This window comes from Parapedobacter koreensis (genome assembly GCF_900109365.1).
Classification (GTDB): Bacteria; Bacteroidota; Bacteroidia; order Sphingobacteriales; family Sphingobacteriaceae; genus Parapedobacter; species Parapedobacter koreensis.
In genome coordinates this window covers 391,904-418,495 of the sequence record NZ_FNZR01000001.1, presented here as the reverse complement: position 1 = coordinate 418,495, position 26,592 = coordinate 391,904, and the positions used below count along the sequence as shown (strand labels likewise).

Genomic DNA, 26,592 nt, shown 5'->3' with positions numbered 1-26,592 from the left:
TAATGATATCCGTTACTCACGAGATTGATGTCCGACGTCACACTCCGATGTCAAAAGCGAAAAGCCCGACATTTGGGATAGTCGGACTTTTCAAATCAACCTAAACCTGATTAGCTATCGACAAAAGGCATGCCAGCTTTATAAGATTTCTACATATCCCGCTGCTCCATGCACGCGAATCCGTTGCCCATCTTTGATCAATTTGGTGGCATTTTCCACACTAACGACCGCTGGTAAGCCATATTCACGTGCGATCACTGCTCCATGGGTCATCAATCCACCAACCTCGGTGACCAGGCCTTTTATGGAGACAAACAAGGGTGTCCAACTGGGGTCGGTAAAGGTGGTGACCAATATATCTCCTTCTTCCAGATTGGCATCTGCCATGTTCAAGATGACACGTGCTCGTCCCGTTACCACTCCAACGGAAACGGGTAGGCCTGCGATAGCTCCTGCAGGAAGGTACTCCCGTTTGTACGCGCCCACAATGATTTCACCGTCAGACGTGATAACACGTGGGGGAGTCAGTTTTTCGTATACGCTATGTTTGTCTTTTCGTTTAGCGATAATTCGGTAATCCAGCATATTTGTGTATACAACCTCACGGAGCTCTTCAAAAGTGAGGTAGTAGATATCTTCTTTTTTCCGAATGACGTTGGCTTGTACAAGCTGCTCAGCTTCTTTCAATAAAGCTTGCTTATAAACGAAATAGTGATTAACGATGTCGTATTTTGGATACTCACGGTAACCGGCGAGATTCCGGATCAGGTGGATCATTCTTTTGGCTTCTTTGGCTTTTTGTCTGCCATCCGGTAATGTCGCCACCCGGTCCAAAAGTTCCTGTTCTTTTTTCAACGCCTCCTGTCGCCCTTGCTCAAATTTTCGATTGCCAGCATTAGCCTCGACGTTTTTGATGTTGCTGAGGATCAGGGGGACAAGCATCGTCGGCCTTTCGATCCAGCGAGTTTTCGTGATATCGATTTCCCCGGCACATCGCATTCCGTATTTAGCAAGGTAAGCATAGATAGCATCTCTAGCTTTCTGGCCACCATTAAATTTGACCAGTTCATCCAGCAAGTCGTCATCCTTTGCATGTTTTAAATAATCAACCACTTCTGGATAAGGGCGGATCACATCTGCGACATCCAATAGCTCCAAGCCCATTTCCGAAGTAATATTGTTAGGTACCGATTGCGAAAGCGTGTTTGCTGCGTTTTTTTCACCCAACCATTCCTCCATTTTCTCATTGATCCATGATGTGGCATTCATAGCGGTCATTATCACGCCAAAACTTTGCGGATCAACCAAGCTTTTCCTTAGTAGCCCAATGTCCTCCAGAATAAACGCAATTAAATCCGGCCCCGATTTCGACTGGATATGATGCTTCAATGCTGCTATTGCGATTTGGCTACGCCTCATCAGATCAGAAACAATCGCTGGATCGTATTCGATTAGTGTTTGGAAATTCGCCATACCTTTATTGCCCTTACCATCCTGTTCTTTTTCACCATTTGGTAGTGATTTTATAAAATCCCCCCGCGCTATGATGGTCATCAACGCGTCTTTTGTGAGCGGATCGGATTTTCCCAGGACATCGATTATAACTTCTCTTCCGGCCGGCGAAGCTAAGTCTGCTGCGACGTCTACAAACAACCTTCCGCCAGCTTCATGCATGGGTCGCCCAGCTGTCAACTGCCACAGTGATATTCCCAATGGTTTCATGGCGTCGGTCATCATTTGCTGGTGCCCGACAGACACATAGACGTGGTTTTCCTGATCATTAACTTTTGGGATGGGGTATAGCGTCGTGATCGGTCGGCTTTGGACAATGTAAAATACACCATCAGCCAAGCACCATTCAATGTCCTGCGGACGGCCGAAATGTGCTTCGATGGTTCTGCCCATGTGCTCAAGCTGCAATAGCTGCTCATCCGTCAGTGCAGGGCTATACTGCCGCCCAGGCTCAATTTCCTGTGTCGCCGTGCTACCCTCTTTCAACGCATAAACAGCCAGTTTCTTAATGGCTATTTCCTTATCAGTAATCTTGCCGTTGTGCACTTTGTAATTATCGGCGTTTACCAGCCCGGAGACCAAAGTCTCACCGAGGCCGAAACAGGCATCAATGGATACCACCTTCCTCGTTGAAGTGACTGGATCAGCGGTAAACAAAACTCCTGCCACCTGTGGGAAGACCATCCGCTGGACAACCACGGACAACTGGACTTTACGGTGGTCAAAGCCGTTTTGAAGGCGGTAAATTACAGCCCGCTCGGTGAATAGCGATGCCCAGCATTTGCTGACATGTTTTAAGATGTCCGTTATTCCGATAATGTTCAAATACGTGTCCTGTTGGCCTGCAAAAGAAGCTGTCGGTAAATCCTCTGCCGTTGCACTGGATCGTACTGCATAAGCATTCTTTTCACCGAATTTGGAGAGGGTGTCGTTGATTGCTTCACTGATGTCTTGGGGGATGACTATCCCTTCGATGCTCCTGCGGATCTCATGGCTAAGTTTACTGATTTTATCCCTGTCTTCTACCTTTAGCAGCGATAACTGGTCAAGCAACTCGTTAATCGGTGGCGCTTCTCCAATGATTCTTGTGAAAGCTTCTGTGGAAATACAAAACCCATCTGGCACATGGATTCCATCGATTTTGGTAAGTTCTCCTAGGTTTGCTCCTTTGCTCCCAACGACCCCGAGTTTTGTTTTGCCAATATCCCGAATACCAAGTATGTAGGAATCTGTAGGTTTCATTTTTGCAATCATTTTTCATTGAGTTTAGTGGTTGTTTCAACCATTATTTCAATTGCTTTTGAAAAGTAGGCTTCAATGATTACAATTTCTTTGTTTGAAAATGATGCATAAAGTTTTTCTGATTTGTGTCGGAATGTTGCATAAAGCGGTTCCAAAAGCGCCATGATATTTTCAGTGTTTGGTACAATGATGACCTTTCGCCTGTCGTCTTCGGCGAATTGTCTTTTCACTAGCTTTTTCTTTTCGAATCTGTCAATTAAACCGGTAACTGCACCAGTCGTTAGACCTGTTAAATTCGAAAGTTCGCCTGCTGTCATCTGCCCTTTTTCAATTAAAAAGCCCAAATACTTATGATCAGTTCCTGAAAGTCCTGCCTTTCTGGCAACAGCTTCATGCATCTGAATGGAGGAGTATGCATAGTGTTGACTTAGTTTCCTTAGTTGTTTGACTCGATTATTACCCATATATCTTATCAGATAAATAACTTAGTCACAAAGATAGTTGTAATTTATAGGATAGCGGTGATTTTTGGTAAAAGTTGTTATATCATTGAAATAAAAAAGCCGTACTGCAACTATCCTCGGGAACAAGGGTTATGATGTTCCACATTATCAGTTTTTCTCATTACTAACGTTTTCTATTCTTTTAACTTATTTTGACCCAGCTACTATTAACGTTTCTTCAATGTCAGCAAATCCTTTTTTCTTTGCCCATGCTAGAGGCGTAGCCCATGAAGTACCGGCTTTATTGGGGTCAGCACCCTGATCGAGCAAATATTTCACCATTTCATGGCGTCCCCATCTTGCAGCCATTCCCAACGGTGTGGATTGATATTCTTCGTCAATCGGATTTAGGTCAGCACCGTATTTTATAAGTAATCCTGCCTTGTATAAATTTCCCTTTTGTGCCATGTCATGAAGGATGGTAACATGGTGCCAGCTCATGGTGTTTGGACTCATTCCTTTTTCCATCATGTAAGCCATCCCGTCGTCATGTTCAATGTAATAAAATTGCGCCCACTTTAGTATATTGGGGACTTTTGCGCCGTAAATCATCAAAAGGTCAATCATTGAACGATTGTTTTCTTTAGCAGCGAACGTTAAAATTCCTTCTCCCCAGAAATAGGTTTCATCTCTTGCAAACTCCGGATGTTGCTTCAATATGATTTCTGTTTTTGCTAAATCATTACTATCAACGGCCTTTTCAAATTCTTTTTGTAAATCGGTTCTGTCAAAAAGAATTTTTCCATTGTCACCTTTGAATAGGTGCAATAGCGGCTTAGCAGCATATTCGTTCAATAATGCAATGATTTCGCAGTTGTTCCTGTCTTGTGCAACGGTTTGCAGTGTGTCTAAAAAGGGATAAGTCCGATAGCCGGGGTCGTGCGCTCCATTGCCCAATAGGTATTTTACCAAATCCACATGTCCTTCCCGAACAGCGAAATGAATTGGCGGCGTGTAGTTATACTGGGCATAAATTAGTTCAGGACATTCAAAAACCAATTTCTTTACAGTGTCTAAATCACCATTTTTACTTGCAACTAAAATTTCCCATACTTTTATCGTGGTGGACATCACACCATTGGAAAGCTTCATTGGCAAGTTTAACTTCAATTCACCTGGACGTACCATGTCTTGGAATTCGGATCTGTTTAATGAATAAAGTTAAGACGAACGAATTGGGACTATTTGTATATGGCCCTTGCAACGCTACTGCAATAAATGCCTGGGTGCAAGTGGACTAGTTAGTTTTGGATTTCATTTCTTATCGGAAACAATATCAGATCCGTAAATCTCGCCTGATTTCGTGTTATTTTCCCTAAACCCAGAGATGTAATAGTTATTGGTGAGTTCTGTTGAGACGTTGGTCGTGTGTAGTTTCGCATGCACGTTATCCCCGTTGGCTTCCTCTGGCATTCTTTGTGCGAAGTAAGAAGAGTACACATGCGTTTTTCCGCCCCTATTGTCTATGGCGGGGGCACCGGACCGTTGGAAGTTTGCCTGTTGAAAACGTACTGTACCGCTATTGATGATAGCCCCTATGGTAGGGCTACCCCAAAATGCACTGTTATATAGGATAAGTTGAGCATCAGGATGAACTTTACTGGTGTTAGCTTCGCCGCCCATAAGAACGTATGATCGGACAGGCTCTGCTGTTCGCGTATTAACCAATTCGGAGTTGATCGCGATTAATTTGGTGTTTTTGTCGGCGTCTTCCACAAATAAAGAATACGAGCATCCGTCTGAACCGTGGCCTATAACTGTCATTTCTCCAGGATTCCTGCCGGTTATTGCATCTTTCAGGAAATGTATGCCGTAGAATGACCCGTAAACGAAATTGTTGAAAATTGTCTGATTTTTAATGTCGGCGAATTTAAGCGCGCTGCAATTTGATTGTACGAAACGTGTCAGAGAAATCTTCGGATATCCCTGTCCTCCTTGTGGAAGCCGTGATCCGTAATGCGGATTGAGCTGCATATTTCGGATAAACCCGCCTTCAGCACCTCCGCCGACCCAAATGCCCGCTCTTGCGAGTACGCCGGCAAAATAGTCAACATAATGCCTGCTCGTGTTGTATGAGGCGAGGTCTATTCCTTTATCGCCACCTCCTACGGTCACGTTAACAATATATACATCTGGACCTTGCCCTTGTATCAAGAACGGGGTCGGTCTGGGATTCTCAGCGCTATAACCATCTGAGGCTATATTAAGCTGCGAGATGGTTAATCCGCTGATACCCGCACTGGCCTCGAGTTGTATCAGCGAAGGGCCCTTTTCTCCGGTAGCGCCGCCTGTATACGTTGTAAATATACCTACACCGCCGCTTTGTGTATGGTGCTGTACATCCCATGTTCCCCGCAGTTCAACGCCCGAAGGAATTTTGATGGGATTATTCACTAAATATCTTCCTCCCGGCAGATACAGTGTACCGCCGCCGAGAGCCTTAACTTCATTAAGTGCCTTTTGCAACTGAGCCGATACATCTGCTGTCGGTTGGTCATCGTTAAAACCGGTTGCTCTCGGCAGATCAACTTTCAACACGTTGTTGGAAGCCGGTTTCGGGTGTACTTTAATATCTGTTACTACATTTTTAGGGATCGGATCAAACAGATATTCCTTGCTATTATTGATCTCAACTTTGGCCGATTTGCTGTCATTTTTGATTTCCAATTTGCCACTGTAGCCGGAGTTCACTGATTTGAGCGTATTCACGTCCGAGCCCAGAAACACGTGGCCGGCAGGTTTTTTAAATTCGCTTTGGGTGAGCAGTACATTGCCATTGTTGACTTTAAGCGCGTATTCGCTGTCGTTGCTAAACGTACAGCTTTCAAAGGATATAACCCCATCGCTGCCGTCGCTGACGACAGGTCCGGTGAAGTCTACACCGTTGAATTGGACAGAAGTTTTGAAATCGTTATCGAAATACACGGCCTTGCCATCTTTTTCAGTTCCGAATGTGGAGTTGGAAATAAGCAAGCCATATGGGTTGACGGCTTGGACATATATGCCGGTTTCGCAATTTTTGATATGAATTTCGTAAAACTGCGCATTTGGGGTATCGGAGTAGCCGGGTTCTCTACCGACCCACATGCCTGTCTTGTAATCGGATACATACAGATTAGACACATATTCCCAATCTGAGCGGTGCATATTGAATCCAGTTCCGTTTGCTTTCGTGTACCCTGCAACCTTCGCAAGGGAGGGTGAACCAGGAAGCCCTGAATTTGCCCAGTACTTCGGGTCTATTTTGACATGCTCGATACGTCCGATGTCCGTGCATACATGAACTTCGATCCCTGTATTGAGGGCGGTTATGTAGCTGTTTAAAACATAATGCAGTTCGCTGGGCGCGGAATAGAAACCGTTGTAAGAGTTTACAAGCGTGACGTTTTCAATCGTCACACAGTCGCCATCCGGCTGAAATAATGTCCATGGATAGGGTTTTACGTCGTTGATATCCTGTTCAGGATACCAAATTGACAGGTTCGTCACGCCGGTTCCCGAATTCATATCTATAAACCTGTCGGCTATACTGGTATAGGTAGTACGGAGGGCGTTGCCAGCCTGCGAGTCGTTCCACCAACTTTCAACAGTTCCGTTATAATTGGGCGCGTTTTTGCCAACGCGCACTTCAAGAATGGTTCCGAGCACTTTCCCTTTGTTTAATTCAGGATCCGCCCAGTCGCCACGGAGCTGTACACTCGATGGGATATTCAGCACATATTGGTAATTAAAATCTTTCATTACTTGTTCAGCACCCTGACGCACCCTGACGTTCCTGGTGGCAGTTTGCGTGCTGCGGAACTCATAATTACCCGTTGGTACATACACTACACCACCGCCATTGTTGTATGCGGCATCAATAGCAGCCTGGAAAGCCGATCGGTTGTCAAACCCTGGTTCGGCTTTTGCGCCAAATTCTGGATCGGTTACGACAAAATCGGATATAACCCAATCTTTCGTAGGATAAATAGTTTTTATACTTTGCTGGTCTGCTTGCTGCTCAATCCCCACTTGAGCATGAGCAGTGTTTGCAATAAATAGTACTATAATGGCGATCATAGCCATGTTGCCCAGCTTTGAAGCTGTTTTTGTAATGCTCAAATTTTCCCTATTCATATGGCATGTCAGGCTTGACCCGTTTTTGAAATGACCTTCCGTCCCTGTTACGTTGTTTGAATTACCGTGTTGCTCCATAACATTATTATTACTTTTAAAAAATTACCATTATACTGTTATGCTGTCGTTTTCGGCGTTTATTCAATAATGTAGCTCATTCTTAAAACAGCACCACTTTTGGGTATGATATAATTGGTCTAAAGTTACATTATTTTATGTCTTTCTAAATCTCGTTAGTCATTTTCTTATCCCAATACCTATTTTAGGATGAGCTATCCAATTATCCTTTCGGCCGATGGGTCGTCCAACCTGCGTCAATACGACTACTGGCAAAAAGCCAGGAGGGGAGGAGAACACACTTTATTTTAGTATGATCTGCAAATATCTAAATAACACTTAGCAGGTTGAAGGAAAAGAGGGGAAGCTATGGGGGAAACAAAACCTCTAATTTGGGCGACACTTAATGATACCCTAAAACGAAAAAAAGTTGGTGTCCAGCGGTATCGCTTTAAACCAACTTTTCTTGTTTTCTGTAGCCCGTAGGGGAATCGAACCTATTGGGCATTAATCTCTTTATCAGCATTTTACAACCATCTCTTTTCCCTACTCACCGAATCGCTCACTGGTTTGACATACGTTTTAGCTGCAATTGCTATATTAATGCTAATATAAATAATTCCATGATAATAAGAAACAAAAACTGACTACGTAACGCGAGTCAACTAACGATGAGCATTTGCGCCAATCACTACTTATTGACGCAAATCATATATTGCTGATACCATTATATCTTTTGTATCCTTGCGCGGCTTCTGCCGCCATAGAACTATGGCTGTTCGTGGTTGAATTAATAACATTTTCCATTTTCCTTACCGCCTCCTGTTCTTTTAAAAAAGCCTGGTGCCTTAATTCATTTGCTGTTAGGACCAAATTATTAATCTCATTTTGCTTCGATTGATTTTTAAGAATGGGGATTTCAATATCTGCGACATGGAAAGCTTCAATATGATCAACGACAGCACCGTAAACTAAAGATTTTAGAATAAGCTGGCCATACTCTGAATTCAGAACACAGAATAAGTAGCCTGCAATATCATTGTCTTTTGGAATTAACCTAATTAGATCGTGAGTTCCAACCCAATTTTCCCAATGCTTTGGAACTAAAACAACTTTGCCGATAGAACCAGAGCACGTGACCAGAATGGAGTTATGTTCAATTAAAAGTTGTTCTTTGATTTGTGCGGCATGCTGGTCGATAGAAAGATACTTTTTGTCAAAACCGCCCGGATTCAATTCCATGATGTGTTTCCCGGTTAGATACGGCGCTCCGTAGCTTTTATCCACATATACCCTCTTGAATCTATTGCCTGTATAGATAGTTTGAGAAATACTTTTGTCGCCGATTTTGACATTTTTTAATGAATTGGCTGTTAATGCTTTTTTGGCTAACCTTTTACGAGGCAAATGATAGGAACTGTCTAATCTTAATCCCAGTTCGCTTAATCGAGTATTATAGTTTCTCACCTCAACGGAATTGTCAAAAAAAACTTCTTTAAGCTCCTCTATTGGTTTTAGTTGCAATTCCTCGTAAAGAATCTCTTCGGCTTTGTCAATCAATTCGTTGGATTGGTCCCGTAAATCATAAGATTGGATTACCAGTTCATGTATTTCTTTTTTTAGGTGTTCCGGCGCATTAGGAATTATAACACTTTTTAAATGATCTGGTTCGATATGTTTGATAACTGCTCCATAATTATTAGATTGTAGGATATATTGGCCTGTTTCGGTCAAGAAGTAGGCATAAATATATCCCGTGTCGTGCTTCCCCTTGCCGTTTAGTCTCAACAGATCGTGGCTGAAAATTTGATCGTCGAGTTTTCTGCCCACTATAGCAACCTTCCCTATAGTGCCCGATACCGTCATCAAGAGCATGCCCTTTTTGACCTTTAAACTTTCCAAGTCCGTTTCAGTCTTGGCAGAGATGTATCTTGATGGTTTGGGATAAATTTCGGCGATCGACGATGGCTGAAAAAATGGAATTTCTTTGTGGTCAACATAGATGCGTTTAAATCGAGGTCTATGAAATGCAGATTCGACCAAACCATTTTCCGACCAGAGTTTCACCGTCCCGTATCTGTTGGCTAAGACTTTCTCGTTGGCGACTTTAGCTTCTAAATTAAAAGCATTTGCTTCTAATCTTAGTCGGTTATTTAGTACATCCGAAAGAGAAACCGATGTATACTTAAGCGGGTCAGGTAGATATGTATAGTCTATTTCCTTTTCGACCTCTTGGAACTTGTATGCCAAATTGTTCTCTACCATACTATACCTTGTTTAGTTTTCCATTTTGCAAAAATGTCTGCAACATGGACAGTTTGGTCGTTCACAATTTTTTCTTGCGTTACTTCTTTTCGCGCAACCAAATCACCGTTTACATCTTTTTCTCGAACTATTTCCTCCACTTCAAGCATGATGATATTTCCTTGTTCATCTCTCTTAAAAATTTTACCTCCACGCTTATCATGGCCAATTTGGTCAATCATGGTCATGAAAATGTCGTAATCAATAATCTCCCTTGTTTTTTCTTCCTCGTCAATCTCCGCTTGAGTCTTCTTTTGGAGAAACAGAATGGAGCATTGGGTTCCGTTGCGCGGTTGGAAGGCATCAGCGTGTAAGTCTACACTGGCTAGGATTTTCGTTTTCTTAATCAGCCAATGTCGGATGTATTCAAGACCAGGTGCGCCAAGGATAGAATCAGGAAGAACAATCGCCGTCCTACCGCCTCCCTTTAAGAGCTGTATAATGCGTTCGATAAAAAGTTGTTCCGGTGGAACACTCGACTGCAATCTGGCAGTCTTGTACCAATTGCCGTTTTCGTCCTTGTTCCAAATATATGCAAGGTCAAATTGCTCAAGTATTTGTTGATCTTTGACTGGAATTTTGGAACCGAACGGAGGATTGGTTACAATCACGTCAAAATGCCCTAAATTCCTATGATTGCGAATATCGTTGATAGAAATTCTCAAGGCTTTTGCCAACTTCCTCTTGGTCTCTTCGGGCCATTCTTGCGGTGGTAAAAGGGAGTTGAGTTGCAAAATGTTGCCGCTACCATCGTTATTCATCACCATATTCATTTTGGTGGCCTTGACAAGGTCTGGGTTGATGTCAAACCCAAAGTAGTTCTCGGAAGCAATTTCAGATATCTTTTGATTGAACAGCGAGCGAACGTCTGCACTCCATCCTTCCTTTTCACCATATTGAGCTTCAAGTTTTTTCGTAATCTTATTAATTACGACGTTCATGGCGGTCACAACAAACCCGCCCGTGCCGCAACTGCTGTCCAAAACGCGTTCGGTTTCCTTTGGATTAATCATTGCCACAGCCATTTTCATCACGTTCCTCGGTGTGAAAAACTCTCCTCTGTCACCCCTTAGATTTGAGCCGACAAGTTCTTCATAGGCCTTGCCCTTGATATCAATATCAGTAGTCAACAATGCATATTTTTGAAGTTCAGCTACCAAGTAAGTTACTGTACGTGGCAACAGTTTTATTTCGTCGTTTTTATCGAAAATTTGTCCGTGTCGCTTCTTTACTTCTTCAAAAATATTTGAGATTCGTTTGTAAACACTGGCTTGTCCGTCTTTATAGTTTCTTTCTTTGGACGTGGTGTAAAACTCAACTGGCTCAAGCAAGTTTCGTTCATCGTGAATTTTGCAAAAAATTATTTTGAGGAACTCAAAAAAGGCAGGTTGTTTTTGTAGACCCTCATTCACATAGATTATATTGTGACAAGTTCGGAACGTAAAAAGAAGATTGTCTTCGTACGCTTTTATAAGCGTATTCCTATTTGGTCGCTCCTGCTCGTCAGTTGTTCCATCTGCCGAAGGTATATCATTATATTCTTCAAAAATAGTATGGTTTTTATCGTCTTTTACTTTTCTGTAGACTGTTTTGTGAAGCCCGTTCGTCCACATTCCCCACTCACAATTGCCACAAGCAGCCATATACGATTTAAGCTGTTCCGTTCCGTTCTGTTTATCGGTCGGTTTTACCGACTCCTTTTTACATTCAATGACAATATATATATTGTGTTGATTTTTCTTTTGTTCGTCTGTGGCACCTTCTGGGAAGATAACGATGTCAGCTCTTTTTTTTCCAGAACCCATTTGAACAGCATACTCAATCTTAATTTGTTCCTTTGAATACTTATGCTCGTTTATCAGCCTTTTTTCAACAGTTTGTCTTACGTATTCTTCTGCGGTATCAATTCGGATAGTTCCATCAATATAATCCCGTAATTTCCCTTCGGGAATGGAAATGATAACCTTAGTTTCTATCATCTTTATTATTTCGACATTCGATTAGTGGATATTTTTTTGGTAAAAGCATAATAATGTTATGTGAGACTTTCTAAATAATTATTCGCTTTTGCCTTTAGTCTCTAAATAAGCAACCTTCTCCCTTTCCACCTCAATCAATCGCTCATACAGCTTTTTATTTTCCTCGTACGCTTCCATCAATTTGTCCAGAGGATTGAAGGTCATTTCACATTGATAGTTTACACCGGATGCAGAATCATGGAAAGTGCTTGAAATAATATTGATTGCCACTTCCTCATTGAAACGTTGGATAGCCTCCGGGCTTACCTTCAAAATCTTGGCCACCTGTTCCAATATATCCGCTTCGATTTTTTCCTTGGCTTCCAGTTGGGATATTTTCTTTTGTGTCCAGTCCTCACCTAATTCATAGGCAAGGGTTTCCTGCTTCATGCCGAGCATTTCCCTGAACCGTTTAATGTTTCGTCCCTCGTGTATTTGTTGTGTTCTTTCCATAATGATAAAATGATGCGACAAAGGTAGCATCGCAAGCCGCTACCGATGACGAAAATACGGAATATTTCACGGATAACATATTCCGATGGCGGGATAATTTATGCCGGCCATAGGTTTGTATATGCTTTTCCGCTTCGGGAACTTTGATAGTATAACCAAACACTGCAAGACATGAAAAAGCAAAAAACCAAGGTCAGGACGGTGGACAAGTATGAAAAGTATGCCGAAATCGGCGAAATGTATTCGTCCAAATGGAAAAAGGTAAACCTGTTCATCCCAAGCAATTTCAGGATGCTGTGCGCCATCCTCGGTGTCATGCCGAAAGACATTCTCTGCGATTTTATGCGGATGGTGTGCTATGCACCATCAGACAGGGCAACAGAAGAACAGCGAAAGGCTGCCAAGAAGTTTTTCCTTACCTGCCGATTCGGGCAACCGACATATTCGGAAAAAGACATAAACACGATGTTCAAGGAGCTAAAAGCAATGAGGGCGACCTACAACAGTACCGAAAACATGGATTGGGACGACAAAGAACTGTTTTGGAAAAACAACCATATGTATATCGAATATTGGTTCAAACGCTGGTTTGAAAAGAATAGGCGGCAGGACGATATATCCATACTTGAAAAATACTAACCACAAAACAATGAATAGCTTAACCCCTTTTCACACCATCCGCATCCTTACCCGGTGCGAGGTCTCTTTACATCAGGATAGTTCGTGTGCCATCCATGTGGATGAACCGGATGACGTTGCCGAATGGATTGATTACCACGTGGAGAACGGTGAATTAATCATCCAAACCAAGCCCATGCACTATGGTTTCCTGTTATTGCACGACAGCTACCCCAATATACAGCTTGCATGTACCCACCTAAACGGTATCCAGCTTTTTAATAGGGCAAATATTACTTCACCGGAAAGACTTCGCGTGGAGAAACTTGGTGTCATTATCCGGCAGGATGGAACGGTGGAGTTGAATGTGGATGCATTGCGTGTGGATTGCACCATACTCAAACGCGGCCACATAAAGGTTGCAGGCGAAACCATTGAAACATTCCTGCGTGTCTACCATGATGGCTGGTATGACGGCGCATCGCTCCAAGCCTCAACGGGGATGGTATATCTCACCAATAATGCCAGAGCATCCGTTTGGATAAACGGGGAAATGGAAGCCCGCATATTGGGAAGAAGCAGGTTTTCGTATCGCGGTACGCCGAGGTTTTCTTGGCTTAGTGTGGACGAGGGCTGTCGGGTCGAGCCTTTACAGGGAACAGCGGAAGAAAAACCAGCAATGTAAGGATATATGGCAATGGAAAAATACACCTATAAAGGTTTGGTCACACAGGACGACTTTAACGTGCGCTTCGGGTTCTGCCAATCGAGGATAGCCATCGGATATACACAGGAGGAAGCATCTTTCCTGATGGGCAAGCATCCCTACTTCTATGGCGAACATGAAGAGATGCGGGACGGAACCAAGTTAGCCGAATCCGAGAAAACGCTGCTCTGTTCGGTTTTCAAAACGCAGCTAAGCAGTCCAATCAATTTCGAGCGCGATGAATTCGGCTATGATTACAAACGTATCATAAAAGGCGAGCGTGAAGAAAAGCAGGGTGCTTATCATTACACGCTTAATCATCCGTGGTTGATACGTATTGAGAAAGGGGATAACGTGATAAAAAAGAATTTCCCGATTACATACAGGGAATTACCATTCCGGCTGGAAACCCAACAGCAACAGGAAGCGTTAGCTTTGTTTGATGAGGCTGTCAATTGGTTATTGCGGATTTCTTTTTTCCAGTACCCGCAATCTCCGCTACAAATCTATGAACGCATAAGGCTTACCCACCATAATCCCATTTTACGCCCCCGATACCTGAAAGAAGTACTATACCGACTAATCGCCGAAAATTGTTTTCAAATGAAAACGATAAATGGTAGTATCCATTACACCACATCAATTTAAATTCAGATGCTTTGCCCCGACACGAAAACATTCCAGCAGTTAACCGTGATTACCGAGCGGCTGGTCAATACCATTCTCGTAGACCAAATCTATTTTTCGCGGTATGAATTTCAGGGTATCTGCCATCAGGAATTTATCATTCTTCTCCCACACACGAACAAACAATTCATTACCGAGGCCAAGCCGTTGGTCGGTACGGTAATGAGCATGTATTCGCATTTCAGGCACAAACTTTACTATGCAAATGAAGTACGGCATAGTATACGAAAGGGCGGGATAGCTTTCTTTTTCCGTTGCCAGCCCGACAACCTGCTCTACATAAATTCCAAAGCAAATTATGTAGCCCTAAGTAGCAAGCTATCGCCCGAAAGGGTATTCAAACGGGCAAATGAAGCCCTCGAAATGGAAAAGCAGAAAATAAAGGCTTTCAACAATGGAGCGCAGTTTTATTTGGATAAAGGCAATTACCAGCTTTGCGCGTTTATGTTGCATCAGGTTTTTGAATTGTGCTACCGTATGGTGGAAATCGTCCTTTTTGGTAAGGAAAAGCTATCACATTCCATCCGTAACCACCATCAAATTGCGTTGGCATACCTGCCGCAGCTAAAATTGGTTTTCGACAGGAATGACGAAAACGACATGACAATTATGGAGTTGCTGGACAGCGCCTATTTGTCCGTACGATACGAAAACGGTTATTATATAACCGAAAGACAATTGCTGTACTTGGTAGACAAGTCACAGACCATACAGGAAATGGTGGAAGAGGCTTGCGGGGATATGCTTGAAGCGTTTGGGGCTGCACTCGATACGGTAACGAATTGACGTATAAAAATCGCAAATAACATAAGCGTGAAGAACGCGTTTTTAATCTTCCATCACCCCTATTTTTCCTTCGCCCGCGCCTATTCCTTATCTTTATTGGAAAAATAAGGAAGCATGGTCAAATATTTCAAAAGCAGAAAGCGCTTCGATTTTTCCCCACATCCGTTTGATGTTGGCAACATACTTGGTTTGAAGAGGGGGTATGGCAACAACCATTTTTTGCTCAAAATATATGGGTTGGACAAAACCGAATTTGTGGACTATTACACCTACCACCTGAATCATTTCCTGTCCACAGGGCAGGGTTCCGAAAAAGATTTCCTTTCCCATGTGTGGTACATCGTGCAGAAACGGATTGAACATTTCGAGCGGAAAGACCCGTTCTCATCCGAGCATCCCCGGCATTTGTTAAACATTGAGAAACTTACCGAATTCCAGCAATACCTCGGCACACGCGATAAATGGAACATCCGGCCTAACGACGTGCTGCTGAAAGAAAAAGACGGAAAGATAGCCGAACTCCAAGCCCGTATACTGGATTTGGAAGAACAGTTGAAAGCGCATACGAAATATGGGATTTCACAGAAAGTGTACGTGGAGGACGGCTACCTGCCCACGCTGATCGACCTCATCCAGCAACTGCGCGAAGCGGAACTACCAAGCGGGAGGAATCTGCTCAAAAGCGACCATCATAGCCCGTATTACAAGCTAATAGCGAAATACTTCAACCACGGCGGCAAGGAAATCCCATTGGATACGGCACGCAATTATTTCGTGGGCAAGGACGAAACCCCGATAAAGGGTTCGCAGGTGCCGGATGGCAGGAAGTTGTTCCGCATCGTCCCCGTAGACCAAGCCTAATCGTCTACCCGTTCAATCCCCGAACATGACCAAGCCGCTCCGGTTGGTCATCCATATCCCTGTCATATCCCCCAACTTTGTCCCAACGGAGCGGGTGCCGCCCGATGGAAACACCGGATATCACCCTGTTTGGCCGCAGCGCCAAACCGTGCTGTTCGCACGCTCCGCCAAATTGCCATTCCCCGATGGGAATGGAGCAAGCGGAAGTTGGGCATAGCCCTACTTGCTTGCCCCCACGCTATCGCCATGGGGGTTTCGGGTATCCTCCGGGGATACTCCAATACGCTGGCACAGCCCCAGCATAAGGTTTCGGTATACTTGGCGGTATACCACATGCTGTGTAAACGGCGCAAATCAATATCCCGCTATCGGGATATATGGATATGGAAACATAATGATAGAGATATGGAAATAGACATCGTCACACGGGAAGACCTCCGGCAGTTCAAGCGGGAAATGCTGGAGGAGTTCAAACAAATCATCGGGAGCAAGGAAAAAGACAATCTTGGCCGGGAATGGCTGAAAAGCGCAGAGGTGCGTAGACTGCTTGGCATATCGCCCGGAACATTGCAGAACCTCCGTGTCAACGGCACGTTGCCTTACCGCAAAGTGGGCGGCAGCATGTACTACCGCAGGGAGGACATCAGGAAAATGATGGAGGGAGGTAACGGCAATGGCTGAACGAATGGAATTGCCCAAGCACGCGTTCAGCGCGTTCTTTGAGCGGATTGGCGATGATAGGCGTTTACTGCCCACGCACATCGGGTTAGTGGCGGCATTGTTCTATCACCACGATTGCGACAACCCGCATGGCCATTTCCACGCCAGCCGCAGGAAGCTGATGCGCTTCTCGCGGATACGCTCCATCGCCACCTACCACAAATGCCTGTCGGAACTGGTGGCCTATGGCTACTTGGAGTACCGCCCCTCATGGCATCCGGCCAAGGGCAGCAGGTTCAGGTTCATCATCCACGGGGAGGGCGGGATAAATGGTTAGGCAGGACGAGAACACGAAATCCGTCCGTTTCCCCGAAGCGGTGGACGAGCGGCTCACGTTGCTTGCGCGGAAACTTGGCCGCACCAAGCGGGAGGTGGTCATGCAGATGGTGGATTATTTCTACAAGAGCAAAAAAGACCCCGCCGACCTGAACGATGAAGTGCTGAAAAAGGAGTTGGCAAGCGGCATCAGCCGCATCCTCTCGTTCATCCGCAAACAGGAGGGTGACATGCTGGTGCCGATGTATTCGGCGATGGAGGAACTGATGGCCATCGCCAAGATGCAAAGCCCGCTTTTGAAAAGCATCGGCAAAGGGCAGTCGGAGGCAACCATCATGGGCAGGGAAACCATCGGTTACCTGAAACTGGTGGACGGCACGCTGAAAAAGATACTTGGCAACATGCGGGAAAGGGAAACATTGAAGTCCAGGTTCCGGCAGGTACTGGACTATTACATCACCCAAAGGGAAGCCCTCGGCTGGCCTGTATCGGCGGCCAAAAAAGAAGAACTGGCTGGGCGTGCAAGGCAATCGTTGGACAACCTGTAAAGAAAGCGATGTACATCAACATCACCAAATCGGAAACGGGCGACAACAAGGGCAGCAGCGGTGCGCTGGTACACTACCTAGAAAAGGAAAACCGGATGAAGCCGGAAAATGGGATGGAGGTCAAGCCGGAGCGTTGGTTCAATGGAACGGCCAACGACATCAAACCCCACGAGGTGCGGACGGGCATCGACCGCAACGTGGCCAAGCTGGGCAGGGACGACAGCAAATTCTTCCTCATCAACGTCAGCCCCAGCCAAAAGGAACTGGCGCACCTCGTGTCCAAATACGGCGAGGACGGGGCAAGGGAAAAGTTAAAGGAATTTGCCATGAGGGTGATGGACGAATACGCCCGTAACTTCAAACGCCCCGGCATCGAAAGCCACAAAGATTTGCTTTGGTTCGGCAAGCTGGAAAACCACCGCTATTACGGCCACAACGACAGGGAAGTGAAAAGTGGGCAAAAGAGAAAAGGGGAACGCAAGGAGGGGCGGCAGATGCACGTCCAGATAATCGTGAGCCGCAAGGACATCACCAATAAAATCAAGCTAAGCCCGCAGAATACGTCACGTGGCCGGAACAAAGCCCATTCGCAGAAGCTGGGGCAGTTCGACCGCACGGCATTCAAACAGTCGGGCGAAACCCTGTTCGATGAACTGTTCGATTTCGAGCGAAACCTGGAAGACAGCCTGCAATATGCCAATACGATGAAGAACGGCACGGCACAGCAAAAGGCACAGATGCACACGCTCACGGAATTGGCGGGTCGGCATCCGCAGGGTCAGCCATTGGCAATGGAACTGGCACTCGAAGTGAGCCAAGGCATGTTCGAAAGCGTGGGCGAAATGCTGGCCACCACGGTGGGCGGTGCCGCCGAACTGCTGGGGATGCTGCTTGAACCCATCCATGAGGGCAGCCAGCAAAACCCCATTGAGGAAGAGGAAAGGCGGCGCAAGCGGAAAAAGAAAGCGCAGTCACGGGGTGTCAGGCGGTGAGTTTACAGGTGGTTGAGGACATCCGGCCTTTGCACCGCCCGGCCAAAATTACCCACGGCGTGGGAAAGGTCAAGGGTATATAAACGCCGCCGTCCGCAGGCCTTTGCCCTCCGGCGCCCTTGACCCAATTCCCCCGCCTTGCGTTCGGTGGCCTAAGCGGTGAAAATGCCTTGGTGCGTACAAGGGTGGGGGATACAAAAAAAGCCATCCGTTTTGGGGATGGCTTACTCTATAATGGTGAGCGTTCTGTTAAAGCTTTTCGATTTCCTCGATGGACAGCTTGGTAAACTTGGCAATCTGTTCAACGGAAATGCCGTCCTTTTTCATTTCGCGTGCGATTTCCATTTTTTCTTCTTGTTTGGCCTCCTTTGCTGCTTCCTTTGCCGCCTCATTTACTGCATAGTCCAACACAGCTTTGTTGTCCCATTTGCGTTTCAGACTTGTATCGTACATGGTCTTTTCCTCCTTTGTCAGATTGCTGTATTCAGCAATATTAAACAGTTTTTCAAAAATCGGTTTGCGCAGATATACCGGAATCTTATCCATGCTACTCATGTTCTTCAAAACATAGAGCCATTTGTCAAGGTCGGTATCCAGCTCCGCTTCCGTTTTTACAAATTTAATCAATTCAATGAATATATACCCCAGCCCCTCGTAAAAAACTTTACCTGTCTCCCTGTTACTTAGGCAAATATCATGCAGAAACTCTTGCTCATTACCCGCATCCAAGGAAAAATCTTCCAAGAGCGCGATGAGGTACACTTCTTTCACATTATATCCCCATTCGGAACGCTTTCCTTTGGGGGCTTGCTCGGTGACCAAGCGGCTGGTATAGAAGATTGCCCGTTGCTTGAAGTTGCCCTGTTTTCCCCGTTGTACTTCTATGATGAATTGCTCCCCATCGTTTCCGGTACAGGTTAGGTCAAATATGGCACTCCCTTCGTTTACCGTTTCGCCGGGATGCTCGTTTTTGTTGTATACCAAATCCACGATGTGTTTCCGCCCACGGAACACGCCATTGAGGAAGTCAATCAGTAAGTCCTTGTTCGGCTCGCTTCCAAAGAGCTTTTTAAATGCGAAATCGGTTAACGGGTCAATGTAAGTTCCTATTGTTGGTTGTGTTGCTTTGGACATGATTCAAATATAATGTATTTTGGGTTTATGTAATGTTTCTTATATCCGTTTGGGAAATAAGTTCCCAAACGGATATCGAGTATAGCCAGATTAAGTTCCTGCCAATTTTTGCTGTAAAGTTAGCATGTCGTTGCCTATCCGGGTATCCAGCAATTTGGCATAGTGCTGGGTGGTCTTGATGCTGGTATGCCCCAACATTTTGGAAACCGTTTCTATCGGCACGTTGTTGGCCAGTGTCACCGTGGTGGCGAATGTGTGCCGCGCCATGTGGAATGTCAGCGTCTTGGCGATGCCGCACAGGTCGGCGATCTCTTTCAGGTAGCTGTTCATCTTCTGGTTGCTCAACACGGGAAGCACCAGCCCTTTTGCCACGCATGGTGGATAGTCCGCATAGCGTCCGATGATTTCCAATGCTTGCGGCAGCAGGGGGATGTTGGAGGAAGTTTCCGTTTTCTCCCGGCTGGTCAATACCCACAACCTGCCGTCTATGCCCTTGGCGATGTCCGTCTTTTGCAATTTTCGCACATCGGCATATGACAGCCCCGTATAGCAGCAGAACACGAAGATGTCGCGCACATGGGCGAGCCTTGGTATGCCGAACTCCTTTTTCGCTACCCTGTCCAGTTCATCCGGTGTGAGAAATTCCTTTTCCCTTGGCTTGGCTTTCGTTTTGTAGAACGCAAAGGGGTTTTCCGTAATCCAACGGTGGGCGATGCACAGGTTGACGATTTTGCGCAGGTGCTTCATGTACTTGGCTGCCGACACCGCACTGCATCCCATGTCCGAGCGCAGGAAAAACTCGTAACCCGTGATAAACGCATGGTCGATGCGCCGGATGTCGATATCCGTTTCACCGAGGCATTTCGAGAGGTACGCGGTAAGATGCCCAACCGAAGTGTTGTAGCCTTTCAGTGTGTTTGGCTTGAAGCCCTTGCCCAGCAATGCTTCCATTTTCCGGTTGTGTTCGGTGAACGTTTCCATTAGGTGCCGCCGTTGCACGTCTTTGCCGAGGTATTTCAGTTTCAGCGATTCGGCGGTGATTTCCGCGCCGTCCTTTACGAGTTGCAAGTGGGCATCGGCCACCTTTCGCTCCAGCGTGTCGAGGTAGGCATTCAGGTTACGGATTTCTTCTTTCGTTCCCTTGGCACGGTTAGCCTTGGCGTTCCACCGCGCGGGGTCACACTCACGGCCAGTGGATATTTCCTTGGGTTCACCGGCCACGGTGATACGCATGTAAATGGGTTTTGCACCAACAGCATAGTTTTTTGGTTTCTTCAAGTAGAAGAGCAAGGAATAATTTGTACTCATGATAACACATCATTTAAGTGAAACAAAATTAGCCTTGCAGCCTACGGCAGTCAAGATGTTCAATGATTGAACACATTGTTTTACAATTCGTTACAACGTTTCCAGTGAGTAAAGGTATGCGGGGAATTGACTCACTGAATTACTCACTGTTTTTATGCGAATAATTGAATGAATCAGGATGCTGTAAAAAACAAAAAGCCCGCAAACATTTAATTTGCAGGCTTTTGTATGTTTTGACTTCAAGATGTGTAGGCTTTAGGGGAAGTATTACAAAACACTTCCTTGATGACTTGCGCAAATTAGCCAGTTAAAAAGTGCCTTTAAAGTCTATTTAGGACTATATAGTTGCAGTAAAATGAAATTTTTCCATCACGGTAACTTTTGTTTAAATTAATAAGTTATCCCTAATAAACTCAAAAGATTACAACGAAAGGCCGTTTAATTTACGCATCAAATCAAATATACTTTCGGCTAAGGTGATACAATCCGTTGTATCCGTTTTGCTTAAATTCTTACTGACCTCACGAGTCTCCCTGTCAATAGGATCTGTTGTTAACGATGACATTATGAAGTCCCAATCAGTCCTAAATTGCTCCGGAATATCTGAATCTCGCATTTGCAATGTCTTTAATTGGTCGTATGCCAAGGTAAGTCTACTTCTAATATCACCCGTTCCTATGGCCAATGCTTTAACTGCCATTAGAAACCGGGATTTAACATATTCAATTGTCATATCACTCATTTTGTAAAATTATAATATTTTGATCTAATCCGATAGAATAAGCATTCAAAAATTTCAGCTATCAATGGAAACGACCATTACAAAACCTCTTAAATTTTTCATTCCATTACTATAAAAGAAATCAATCACACATAACACAGGTTTAAATATTTAATACTTTTGTTGCTTGGTTCATTGAAACTTAAATAATATTTATGGCTTTTACACTCACTCACTTTATTTATCCACTTAAGGATAAAATCATACTTTCAAATTCAATGGGTTATGCTCTTGACAATCCAAGAAGCCAAGAAGAAGAAAATTTGATAAAAGAGTTTGTTATTAAAAGCGTCAATTGGGGGGGTGGTAATAACGATGATAATCCGGCGCTTGGAGTTGCTTTCGGGCTAAGAGAACTGACAGACTATCTAAAGGCAAATGATAAAACTGCGTTTGATATAATTCAAGAATACCATACCGATAATACAATAGATATAATTGTAAAAGCATGGATAATTCTACGATATCAAGATGATGGTTTCTTTGAGCAAATTTTGGAAAAGAAAACTACCCTCATACCAATTATATATGGCGGTGATAATAATCACCCATTTCTCAATTCATTTAATCAAGTCATTGGATATACAGGACTAATTTCACTTCTATTGAATAGGAATGGGCATTATTATGGGGAAAACCTAATTCCATTGAAATATCCACAGGAAATTTTCTATGAAAGTAGAGATAATGATTTGTATTATGTTTTGGAAGATTTTAAACATATTGGAATTTTTCTAAATGAGAATAAGCCAGTCCATAAGAAATGGATATGGTTCCCTTTGGTTGCTGATGATGTAAGAGATATTTCACAGCTATTAGAATCTGTTTTGACACAAACGGATGGCAATAAATCATCTAATAAAAAGCAAAGCCCAAAAGAAAAACTGTTGTTCGTCGGAAATTTGCTTAGAGTAATTCTCCATGAAACTTACGACATAAAAGTTAAATTATTACTTCTTGTCAGTATCATTGAATTTTTATTAACAAGAAACCCCGACTTTAACAGATTTAATGTTGAAGATAGTATTAGCAAACAATTTAAATTGAAAGCGACAACTTTGATATATCTTAACGATAAAACAAGGGATTTGGACGAAATTCATAATAATTTAAACTACATATATAACCAGAGATCTGATATAGCACATGGAAACTACATCAGCCATAAAGATGAGGCTACTTATTTGGAGTCTATAGATCAACTATATGATTATATAGGAGTAATTTTAATCGAATACCTTAAAGACCGAGACTTCGTGGATTATCTAAAAAGAAATTAAAACTTAGTAATCCGTTTACGGTTTCCCGTAAGAACCTAAGTTTCATGCTATGTACCTTTGAAAAAAACACAAAATATGAAAATAGTAGCGCCATCCTACGTAATCATTGCCATTTTGGAAGCAATGGAAACCAATAGCTCCGGCATAGGATTCGCCGAAACTTGCGAGTTTGACTATAAAATAGACGGTGATGAGAATTATATCGTATTCACCGCAAAAGAGGGTGTTAACTTGGAACCAAAAGACTGGTTTTGGCTCGGCTACTTTGTTCGGGAGTATGTAGAGTAATCCGTCATGTACATTTCTCTAACCCTTATTTGCCCGATTTGGGGTGTTTAGTGGGTTTTTTGTATAAATAATAATGCCGTGAATAGAACACGTGATGTAGGATATGTTTAAGATGTTGGTTTGGCTTCTTCCGTAGCTGGATCAACGGAATCCCACATCAAATTACATATAAGAGTTGCCAAATCAACGCAGGTTTCATCATCCATTTTGTCAATTACGGTTTCTCCAAAATTATCATTTTCCTTTTCGCTTTTTTTAAGATTTGAATCGATGATATTCCAACTTTCTTTTAATCGAGCTGGAAATTCTTCACTCCTTAATTTATGAAAGGTCTTGTACGCAATTTTGAGTCTACCCTTGATTTCACCTTTTCCTGTAGCTAAGTCCCTGACTACATTAAAGAGATTTATTCGGAGATTGTCCAATTGATAATTCATTTTTTTAAGTCTATATTTAGTGGTATGGAACAAAGATATTTCTTTTCTAAATATGCAAGCAATGATTTGTAAACTTTGCCTACAAGAAAAAGCGCTAATTAAAAAATCTCATATAATCCCTGATTTTATGTACAATGGACTGTTCGACCCAATCAAGCATTATGTTAACTATAAAAATCTTTCAAACGGGAGGGCAAGAAGCCTCTTTGATGGCATCTACGATAAACATATCTTATGTCAAGATTGTGATAGTAACGTTATCGGCAAGAATGAAGATTATGTTAGCAAGGTTCTCTACGGAGGAAATATTGGCAAGGAAAAACGCCCTATGTACTTTAATCAGGTCAATCAAAATGGGCTCAAATCTACTTTAATAAGCAACATTGATTATACAAAAACGAAACTCTTTTTCCTTTCCTTGCTTTGGAGGGCGCATATATCCAAACACGAGTTTTTCGAGCAAGTAGATTTAGGAAAAGAACATTCGGAAGAGATACGTAGGATGCTTCTGAACAACGACAGCAAAGAAGAAACCACCTATGAAGCATCAATGATTTACGCAAAACCTAACGACCCGCGACTTATCGATACAATAATTAGACCTTTGAAGTTTGCCAATAATAATGAGGTGGAATTTGTATTCTATATCAATGGCTTATTTTTCCATTTTAATATATCTTCAACCCATAATCATAAAATCTTTGAAGTTGCCAAGATTAAAAAAGACAATACAATGCGGATTTTTGTGTTAGAGCACGAAGTTGCCTCGGAATTTGTCAGCCGCATCCTAATTAGATAAAGAACCAACCTAATCCTAAGAGCAAACTTTAAATTTAGGTACTCCCCAAAAGTACCCAATTTCCCTCGACACGGCTGCCCAATTTTGACCCGACAAAATAGGATAGCCATGAACAACAACACACCCAAAAGGAACAAAGGCAACCGCCATCCGGCAGACAGCTTCGCCCCCCGATTCAAACGAAAGAAAGAGACACCACGGCAGCGCATCCGGCAGGTACTCCGTGCTTCTATACCGCTCACCGAGGTGGAGAGAATAGACCTAACCGACAAACCGGAACTGCCGTAGAGCAGAGCCATAAGAACAGCATTACAACGTCCGTTCCGGCACGTCCGGTAGGGAGCGGTGGCCCCCCGCGTGGGGGGAGCAAGATGTATTTTTGTCCACAAAAATTCTTGCCGACCCATTGTCGGGGGCAGCCGCTTCGAAACTTGCGACCGTCCGGAACATTCCCCAAAGGGTGAAGTTATGGGAAGGAAAAAAGCACATGACCAAGACAGTTTATTGAGGCATCTTATCCGCACACGGGTAGACGATAAGACATATAAGCGGCTCGAAAAGCTGGTCAATGACAGCGATTGCCGGAGTATCGGAGAAGTAGCCCGTAAGATCCTGTCCAATGAGCAAATAAAATGCTTTTACCGTGACGTGTCGCTAAACGGCCCAATGGAAGAACTGGCGCTAATACGCAAGGAAATAAAAGCCATCGGCATCAACATAAACCAACAGACACATAAATTCCATATTTCGGAATCGCCGACCGAGCGGGCATTCCACCACATCAAAACAACCGCAGAGTACAAACGCATCGAAGCCAAAATAGATACGCTCCTTGGCATCACCTCAAAACTTGCACAGCGATGGTTGCGAAAATCATAAGCGGTAAGGATATCGGCGGTGTGCTATACTACAACGAACACAAGGTTGAACAAGGAGAGGCACATATCATCCTTGCAAGCGGATTTGCGGGGGAAATAACGGATATGGATATGCTGCAAAAGAAGCAGCGTTTTGAAAACCTCACCATGCTCAACGGCAGGGTAAAAACCAACGCCATCCACATTTCGCTCAACTTCGACCCCACGGAGAAGTTGACCGACCAAAGGATGCAGGAGATTGCCATCGACTACATGGAGCGCATCGGTTTCGGTGACCAGCCATTCCTTGTTTACCGCCACCTCGATGCCGCCCATCCGCATATCCACATTGCGACGGTAAACATCAAGCCGGATGGCCAGCGCATCGACATCCACAATATCGGGCGTACTCTATCCGAAACGGCGCGGAAAGAAATCGAAGAAAAATACAGGCTCATCAAAGCCGAAGGCAGGGGACAGGAACAAGAGCAGGGCATCAAACCTGCAAATATCGAAGCCGCAAGCTATGGCCAATCCCCCACGAAACGGGCTATCACCAATATCGTGAATGCTATCATAAAAGAGTACAGCTTCACCAGCATCGCCGAATTGAATGCCGTCCTTAGCCAGTACAACATCGTGGCCGACCGAGGCAAAGAGGGTACGCGGATGCACGAACGCAATGGGCTGCAATATTCATTAATCGATGAAAAAGGCGAGCGGGTGGGTATCCCAATCAAGGCCAGCACCATCTATGGCAAACCCACGGTTGCCAATCTTGAAAAAAGATTCGACCGAAACACCGAAAAGCGCAAGCAGCACAAAGATGGCCTCAAACAGCGCATTGGCAACGTTATGGGAAACCACACCCAATTCACCAAAACCACCTTCATCAAGGAATTGGCAAAAGAGGGCATCCATGCAGTATTCCGGCAAAACGAACAGGGACAATTATACGGTATCACCTACGTAGACAATATCAATAAGACGGTCTTCAACGGCAGCGACTTCGGTAAAGCGTACAGCGCAAAAGCCGTCACCGACAAACTTGGTAAGCGGAACATTCCATCGGAAAAAGAGCAGCCGGCAAAAGTACTTAAACCGACCATGCGGCAAACATCCTACCTGCAACAAGCCGCAAAGGCCAAGAACTACCTGAAAATGGCTTTGGAAGCAAACCGCACACCCAAACAACGCGCAAGCGGAGACAGCCTGTTACCAAACCTGCTCAGTAAAACCGCACCCGAATATGCACCGCAGATACCCAAAAAGAAGAAAAAGCGTAAGGCAATCCACAGATAACCCCAAT

Annotated in this window: 27 protein-coding genes; 16 read left to right on the top strand and 11 right to left on the bottom strand. The window is 44.2% G+C overall.

Going from position 1 to position 26,592, the window contains the following annotated elements:
• Window positions 1-138 precede the first annotated feature (138 nt).
• The 7 genes from ppsA to BMW65_RS01805 form a co-directional block, all read right to left on the bottom strand.
• Window positions 139-2,754, bottom strand: coding sequence for a phosphoenolpyruvate synthase (ppsA, locus tag BMW65_RS01835; protein WP_090602306.1), 2,616 nt, complete (start codon window positions 2,752-2,754; stop codon window positions 139-141).
• A gap of 8 nt (window positions 2,755-2,762) precedes the next feature.
• Window positions 2,763-3,218: a MarR family winged helix-turn-helix transcriptional regulator gene (locus BMW65_RS01830; protein ID WP_090602304.1), complete on the bottom strand. Its 456-nt coding sequence runs from the start codon at window positions 3,216-3,218 to the stop codon at window positions 2,763-2,765.
• 186 nt (window positions 3,219-3,404) lie between these two features.
• Complete coding sequence (locus BMW65_RS01825) at window positions 3,405-4,385, bottom strand: ankyrin repeat domain-containing protein (protein ID WP_090602303.1); 981 nt, start codon at window positions 4,383-4,385, stop codon at window positions 3,405-3,407.
• Window positions 4,386-4,511: 126 nt separating this feature from the next.
• Window positions 4,512-7,451 carry a glycoside hydrolase family 55 protein gene (locus BMW65_RS01820; protein WP_218145318.1) on the bottom strand — a complete coding sequence of 980 codons (2,940 nt, stop codon included), beginning with the start codon at window positions 7,449-7,451 and terminating at the stop codon, window positions 4,512-4,514.
• Window positions 7,452-8,138: 687 nt separating this feature from the next.
• A complete protein-coding gene (locus BMW65_RS01815) occupies window positions 8,139-9,695 on the bottom strand; it encodes a restriction endonuclease subunit S (RefSeq protein ID WP_090602301.1) in 1,557 nt (518 codons plus the stop codon).
• Entirely contained in the window at window positions 9,689-11,713 is a 2,025-nt protein-coding gene (locus BMW65_RS01810; RefSeq protein ID WP_090602300.1) for a type I restriction-modification system subunit M, read from the bottom strand. The genes BMW65_RS01815 and BMW65_RS01810 overlap by 7 nt, the downstream gene beginning before the upstream one ends.
• A gap of 78 nt (window positions 11,714-11,791) precedes the next feature.
• The gene (locus tag BMW65_RS01805; RefSeq protein WP_090602298.1) at window positions 11,792-12,205 is read right to left on the bottom strand and encodes a helix-turn-helix transcriptional regulator; all 414 of its coding nucleotides are present in this window, start codon (window positions 12,203-12,205) and stop codon (window positions 11,792-11,794) included.
• A 171-nt stretch (window positions 12,206-12,376) separates the two neighbouring features.
• Here BMW65_RS01805 and BMW65_RS01800 point away from each other — a divergent pair, with 171 nt between their 5' ends.
• The 10 genes from BMW65_RS01800 to BMW65_RS01755 all read left to right on the top strand — a co-directional run bounded on the left by BMW65_RS01800 (window position 12,377) and on the right by BMW65_RS01755 (window position 18,399).
• Entirely contained in the window at window positions 12,377-12,844 is a 468-nt protein-coding gene (locus BMW65_RS01800) for a hypothetical protein (RefSeq protein WP_090602296.1), read from the top strand.
• 10 nt (window positions 12,845-12,854) lie between these two features.
• Entirely contained in the window at window positions 12,855-13,508 is a 654-nt protein-coding gene (locus BMW65_RS01795) for a GIN domain-containing protein (protein WP_143053770.1), read from the top strand.
• A gap of 12 nt (window positions 13,509-13,520) precedes the next feature.
• Window positions 13,521-14,177, top strand: a complete 657-nt coding sequence (locus BMW65_RS01790; protein ID WP_090602293.1) for a hypothetical protein — start codon at window positions 13,521-13,523, stop codon at window positions 14,175-14,177.
• 6 nt (window positions 14,178-14,183) lie between these two features.
• Window positions 14,184-15,002, top strand: coding sequence for a HEPN domain-containing protein (locus BMW65_RS01785; RefSeq protein ID WP_090602291.1), 819 nt, complete (start codon window positions 14,184-14,186; stop codon window positions 15,000-15,002).
• 114 nt (window positions 15,003-15,116) lie between these two features.
• A complete protein-coding gene (locus BMW65_RS01780; RefSeq protein WP_090602289.1) occupies window positions 15,117-15,863 on the top strand; it encodes a hypothetical protein in 747 nt (248 codons plus the stop codon).
• Between the two features lie 25 nt (window positions 15,864-15,888).
• Complete coding sequence (locus tag BMW65_RS24035; RefSeq protein WP_090602288.1) at window positions 15,889-16,080, top strand: hypothetical protein; 192 nt, start codon at window positions 15,889-15,891, stop codon at window positions 16,078-16,080.
• A gap of 188 nt (window positions 16,081-16,268) precedes the next feature.
• Window positions 16,269-16,544, top strand: a complete 276-nt coding sequence (locus tag BMW65_RS01770) for a helix-turn-helix domain-containing protein (protein WP_090602939.1) — start codon at window positions 16,269-16,271, stop codon at window positions 16,542-16,544.
• The gene (locus BMW65_RS01765; RefSeq protein ID WP_090602286.1) at window positions 16,537-16,860 is read left to right on the top strand and encodes a hypothetical protein; all 324 of its coding nucleotides are present in this window, start codon (window positions 16,537-16,539) and stop codon (window positions 16,858-16,860) included. The genes BMW65_RS01770 and BMW65_RS01765 overlap by 8 nt, the downstream gene beginning before the upstream one ends.
• Entirely contained in the window at window positions 16,853-17,407 is a 555-nt protein-coding gene (locus BMW65_RS01760; RefSeq protein WP_090602284.1) for a BfmA/BtgA family mobilization protein, read from the top strand. The genes BMW65_RS01765 and BMW65_RS01760 overlap by 8 nt, the downstream gene beginning before the upstream one ends.
• Window positions 17,408-17,415: 8 nt before the next feature.
• On the top strand, window positions 17,416-18,399 hold the full coding sequence (locus BMW65_RS01755; RefSeq protein WP_090602283.1) for a DUF5712 family protein: 984 nt from the start codon (window positions 17,416-17,418) through the stop codon (window positions 18,397-18,399).
• A 249-nt stretch (window positions 18,400-18,648) separates the two neighbouring features.
• On the opposite strand, the gene BMW65_RS01745 is transcribed toward BMW65_RS01755, so the two are convergent.
• From BMW65_RS01745 to BMW65_RS01735, 3 genes are all read right to left on the bottom strand, one after another.
• Window positions 18,649-19,533, bottom strand: coding sequence for an Rpn family recombination-promoting nuclease/putative transposase (locus BMW65_RS01745; protein ID WP_090602280.1), 885 nt, complete (start codon window positions 19,531-19,533; stop codon window positions 18,649-18,651).
• Window positions 19,534-19,623: 90 nt separating this feature from the next.
• Window positions 19,624-20,841: a site-specific integrase gene (locus tag BMW65_RS01740; protein WP_090602278.1), complete on the bottom strand. Its 1,218-nt coding sequence runs from the start codon at window positions 20,839-20,841 to the stop codon at window positions 19,624-19,626.
• Window positions 20,842-21,262: 421 nt separating this feature from the next.
• Window positions 21,263-21,583: a hypothetical protein gene (locus BMW65_RS01735; protein WP_090602277.1), complete on the bottom strand. Its 321-nt coding sequence runs from the start codon at window positions 21,581-21,583 to the stop codon at window positions 21,263-21,265.
• 194 nt (window positions 21,584-21,777) lie between these two features.
• Between BMW65_RS01735 and BMW65_RS01730 the strand changes: the two genes are divergently transcribed.
• A complete protein-coding gene (locus BMW65_RS01730; protein ID WP_090602275.1) occupies window positions 21,778-22,902 on the top strand; it encodes a HEPN domain-containing protein in 1,125 nt (374 codons plus the stop codon).
• Window positions 22,903-22,977: 75 nt separating this feature from the next.
• Complete coding sequence (locus BMW65_RS01725; protein ID WP_090602274.1) at window positions 22,978-23,190, top strand: hypothetical protein; 213 nt, start codon at window positions 22,978-22,980, stop codon at window positions 23,188-23,190.
• 107 nt (window positions 23,191-23,297) lie between these two features.
• On the opposite strand, the gene BMW65_RS01720 is transcribed toward BMW65_RS01725, so the two are convergent.
• Window positions 23,298-23,627, bottom strand: a complete 330-nt coding sequence (locus tag BMW65_RS01720; RefSeq protein WP_090602272.1) for a hypothetical protein — start codon at window positions 23,625-23,627, stop codon at window positions 23,298-23,300.
• A 52-nt stretch (window positions 23,628-23,679) separates the two neighbouring features.
• On the opposite strand from BMW65_RS01720, the gene BMW65_RS01715 reads away from it, so the two are divergent.
• The 4 genes from BMW65_RS01715 to BMW65_RS01700 all read left to right on the top strand — a co-directional run bounded on the left by BMW65_RS01715 (window position 23,680) and on the right by BMW65_RS01700 (window position 26,585).
• Window positions 23,680-24,426 (top strand): hypothetical protein, encoded by a 747-nt coding sequence (locus tag BMW65_RS01715; RefSeq protein ID WP_090602271.1) that lies wholly within the window; start codon window positions 23,680-23,682, stop codon window positions 24,424-24,426.
• Between the two features lie 108 nt (window positions 24,427-24,534).
• Window positions 24,535-24,714: a hypothetical protein gene (locus BMW65_RS01710; RefSeq protein ID WP_090602269.1), complete on the top strand. Its 180-nt coding sequence runs from the start codon at window positions 24,535-24,537 to the stop codon at window positions 24,712-24,714.
• A 180-nt stretch (window positions 24,715-24,894) separates the two neighbouring features.
• Window positions 24,895-25,305, top strand: coding sequence for a mobilization protein (locus BMW65_RS01705; RefSeq protein WP_090602268.1), 411 nt, complete (start codon window positions 24,895-24,897; stop codon window positions 25,303-25,305).
• The gene (locus BMW65_RS01700; RefSeq protein WP_090602266.1) at window positions 25,287-26,585 is read left to right on the top strand and encodes a relaxase/mobilization nuclease domain-containing protein; all 1,299 of its coding nucleotides are present in this window, start codon (window positions 25,287-25,289) and stop codon (window positions 26,583-26,585) included. The genes BMW65_RS01705 and BMW65_RS01700 overlap by 19 nt, the downstream gene beginning before the upstream one ends.
• The last annotated feature ends 7 nt before the right edge of the window (window positions 26,586-26,592 follow it).

Bases quoted from the DNA above. Each gene is read 5' to 3' on its own strand.
- BMW65_RS01780 (WP_090602289.1), top strand. From the start codon at position 15,117: ATGGTCAAATATTTCAAAAGCAGAAAGCGCTTCGATTTTTCCCCACAT.
- BMW65_RS01720 (WP_090602272.1), bottom strand. From the start codon at position 23,627: ATGAATTATCAATTGGACAATCTCCGAATAAATCTCTTTAATGTAGTC.
- BMW65_RS01805 (WP_090602298.1), bottom strand. From the start codon at position 12,205: ATGGAAAGAACACAACAAATACACGAGGGACGAAACATTAAACGGTTC.
- BMW65_RS01710 (WP_090602269.1), top strand. From the start codon at position 24,535: ATGAACAACAACACACCCAAAAGGAACAAAGGCAACCGCCATCCGGCA.
- BMW65_RS01705 (WP_090602268.1), top strand. From the start codon at position 24,895: ATGGGAAGGAAAAAAGCACATGACCAAGACAGTTTATTGAGGCATCTT.
- BMW65_RS01795 (WP_143053770.1), top strand. From the start codon at position 12,855: ATGAATAGCTTAACCCCTTTTCACACCATCCGCATCCTTACCCGGTGC.
- BMW65_RS01785 (WP_090602291.1), top strand. From the start codon at position 14,184: ATGCTTTGCCCCGACACGAAAACATTCCAGCAGTTAACCGTGATTACC.
- BMW65_RS01790 (WP_090602293.1), top strand. From the start codon at position 13,521: ATGGAAAAATACACCTATAAAGGTTTGGTCACACAGGACGACTTTAAC.
- BMW65_RS01810 (WP_090602300.1), bottom strand. From the start codon at position 11,713: ATGATAGAAACTAAGGTTATCATTTCCATTCCCGAAGGGAAATTACGG.
- BMW65_RS01770 (WP_090602939.1), top strand. From the start codon at position 16,269: ATGGAAATAGACATCGTCACACGGGAAGACCTCCGGCAGTTCAAGCGG.
- BMW65_RS01740 (WP_090602278.1), bottom strand. From the start codon at position 20,841: ATGAGTACAAATTATTCCTTGCTCTTCTACTTGAAGAAACCAAAAAAC.
- BMW65_RS01755 (WP_090602283.1), top strand. From the start codon at position 17,416: ATGTACATCAACATCACCAAATCGGAAACGGGCGACAACAAGGGCAGC.
- BMW65_RS01760 (WP_090602284.1), top strand. From the start codon at position 16,853: ATGGTTAGGCAGGACGAGAACACGAAATCCGTCCGTTTCCCCGAAGCG.
- BMW65_RS01820 (WP_218145318.1), bottom strand. From the start codon at position 7,451: ATGGAGCAACACGGTAATTCAAACAACGTAACAGGGACGGAAGGTCAT.
- BMW65_RS01715 (WP_090602271.1), top strand. From the start codon at position 23,680: ATGCAAGCAATGATTTGTAAACTTTGCCTACAAGAAAAAGCGCTAATT.
- BMW65_RS01735 (WP_090602277.1), bottom strand. From the start codon at position 21,583: ATGAGTGATATGACAATTGAATATGTTAAATCCCGGTTTCTAATGGCA.
- BMW65_RS01725 (WP_090602274.1), top strand. From the start codon at position 22,978: ATGAAAATAGTAGCGCCATCCTACGTAATCATTGCCATTTTGGAAGCA.
- BMW65_RS24035 (WP_090602288.1), top strand. From the start codon at position 15,889: ATGACCAAGCCGCTCCGGTTGGTCATCCATATCCCTGTCATATCCCCC.
- BMW65_RS01825 (WP_090602303.1), bottom strand. From the start codon at position 4,385: ATGGTACGTCCAGGTGAATTGAAGTTAAACTTGCCAATGAAGCTTTCC.
- BMW65_RS01830 (WP_090602304.1), bottom strand. From the start codon at position 3,218: ATGGGTAATAATCGAGTCAAACAACTAAGGAAACTAAGTCAACACTAT.
- BMW65_RS01800 (WP_090602296.1), top strand. From the start codon at position 12,377: ATGAAAAAGCAAAAAACCAAGGTCAGGACGGTGGACAAGTATGAAAAG.
- ppsA (WP_090602306.1), bottom strand. From the start codon at position 2,754: ATGAAACCTACAGATTCCTACATACTTGGTATTCGGGATATTGGCAAA.
- BMW65_RS01700 (WP_090602266.1), top strand. From the start codon at position 25,287: ATGGTTGCGAAAATCATAAGCGGTAAGGATATCGGCGGTGTGCTATAC.
- BMW65_RS01765 (WP_090602286.1), top strand. From the start codon at position 16,537: ATGGCTGAACGAATGGAATTGCCCAAGCACGCGTTCAGCGCGTTCTTT.
- BMW65_RS01745 (WP_090602280.1), bottom strand. From the start codon at position 19,533: ATGTCCAAAGCAACACAACCAACAATAGGAACTTACATTGACCCGTTA.
- BMW65_RS01815 (WP_090602301.1), bottom strand. From the start codon at position 9,695: ATGGTAGAGAACAATTTGGCATACAAGTTCCAAGAGGTCGAAAAGGAA.
- BMW65_RS01730 (WP_090602275.1), top strand. From the start codon at position 21,778: ATGGCTTTTACACTCACTCACTTTATTTATCCACTTAAGGATAAAATC.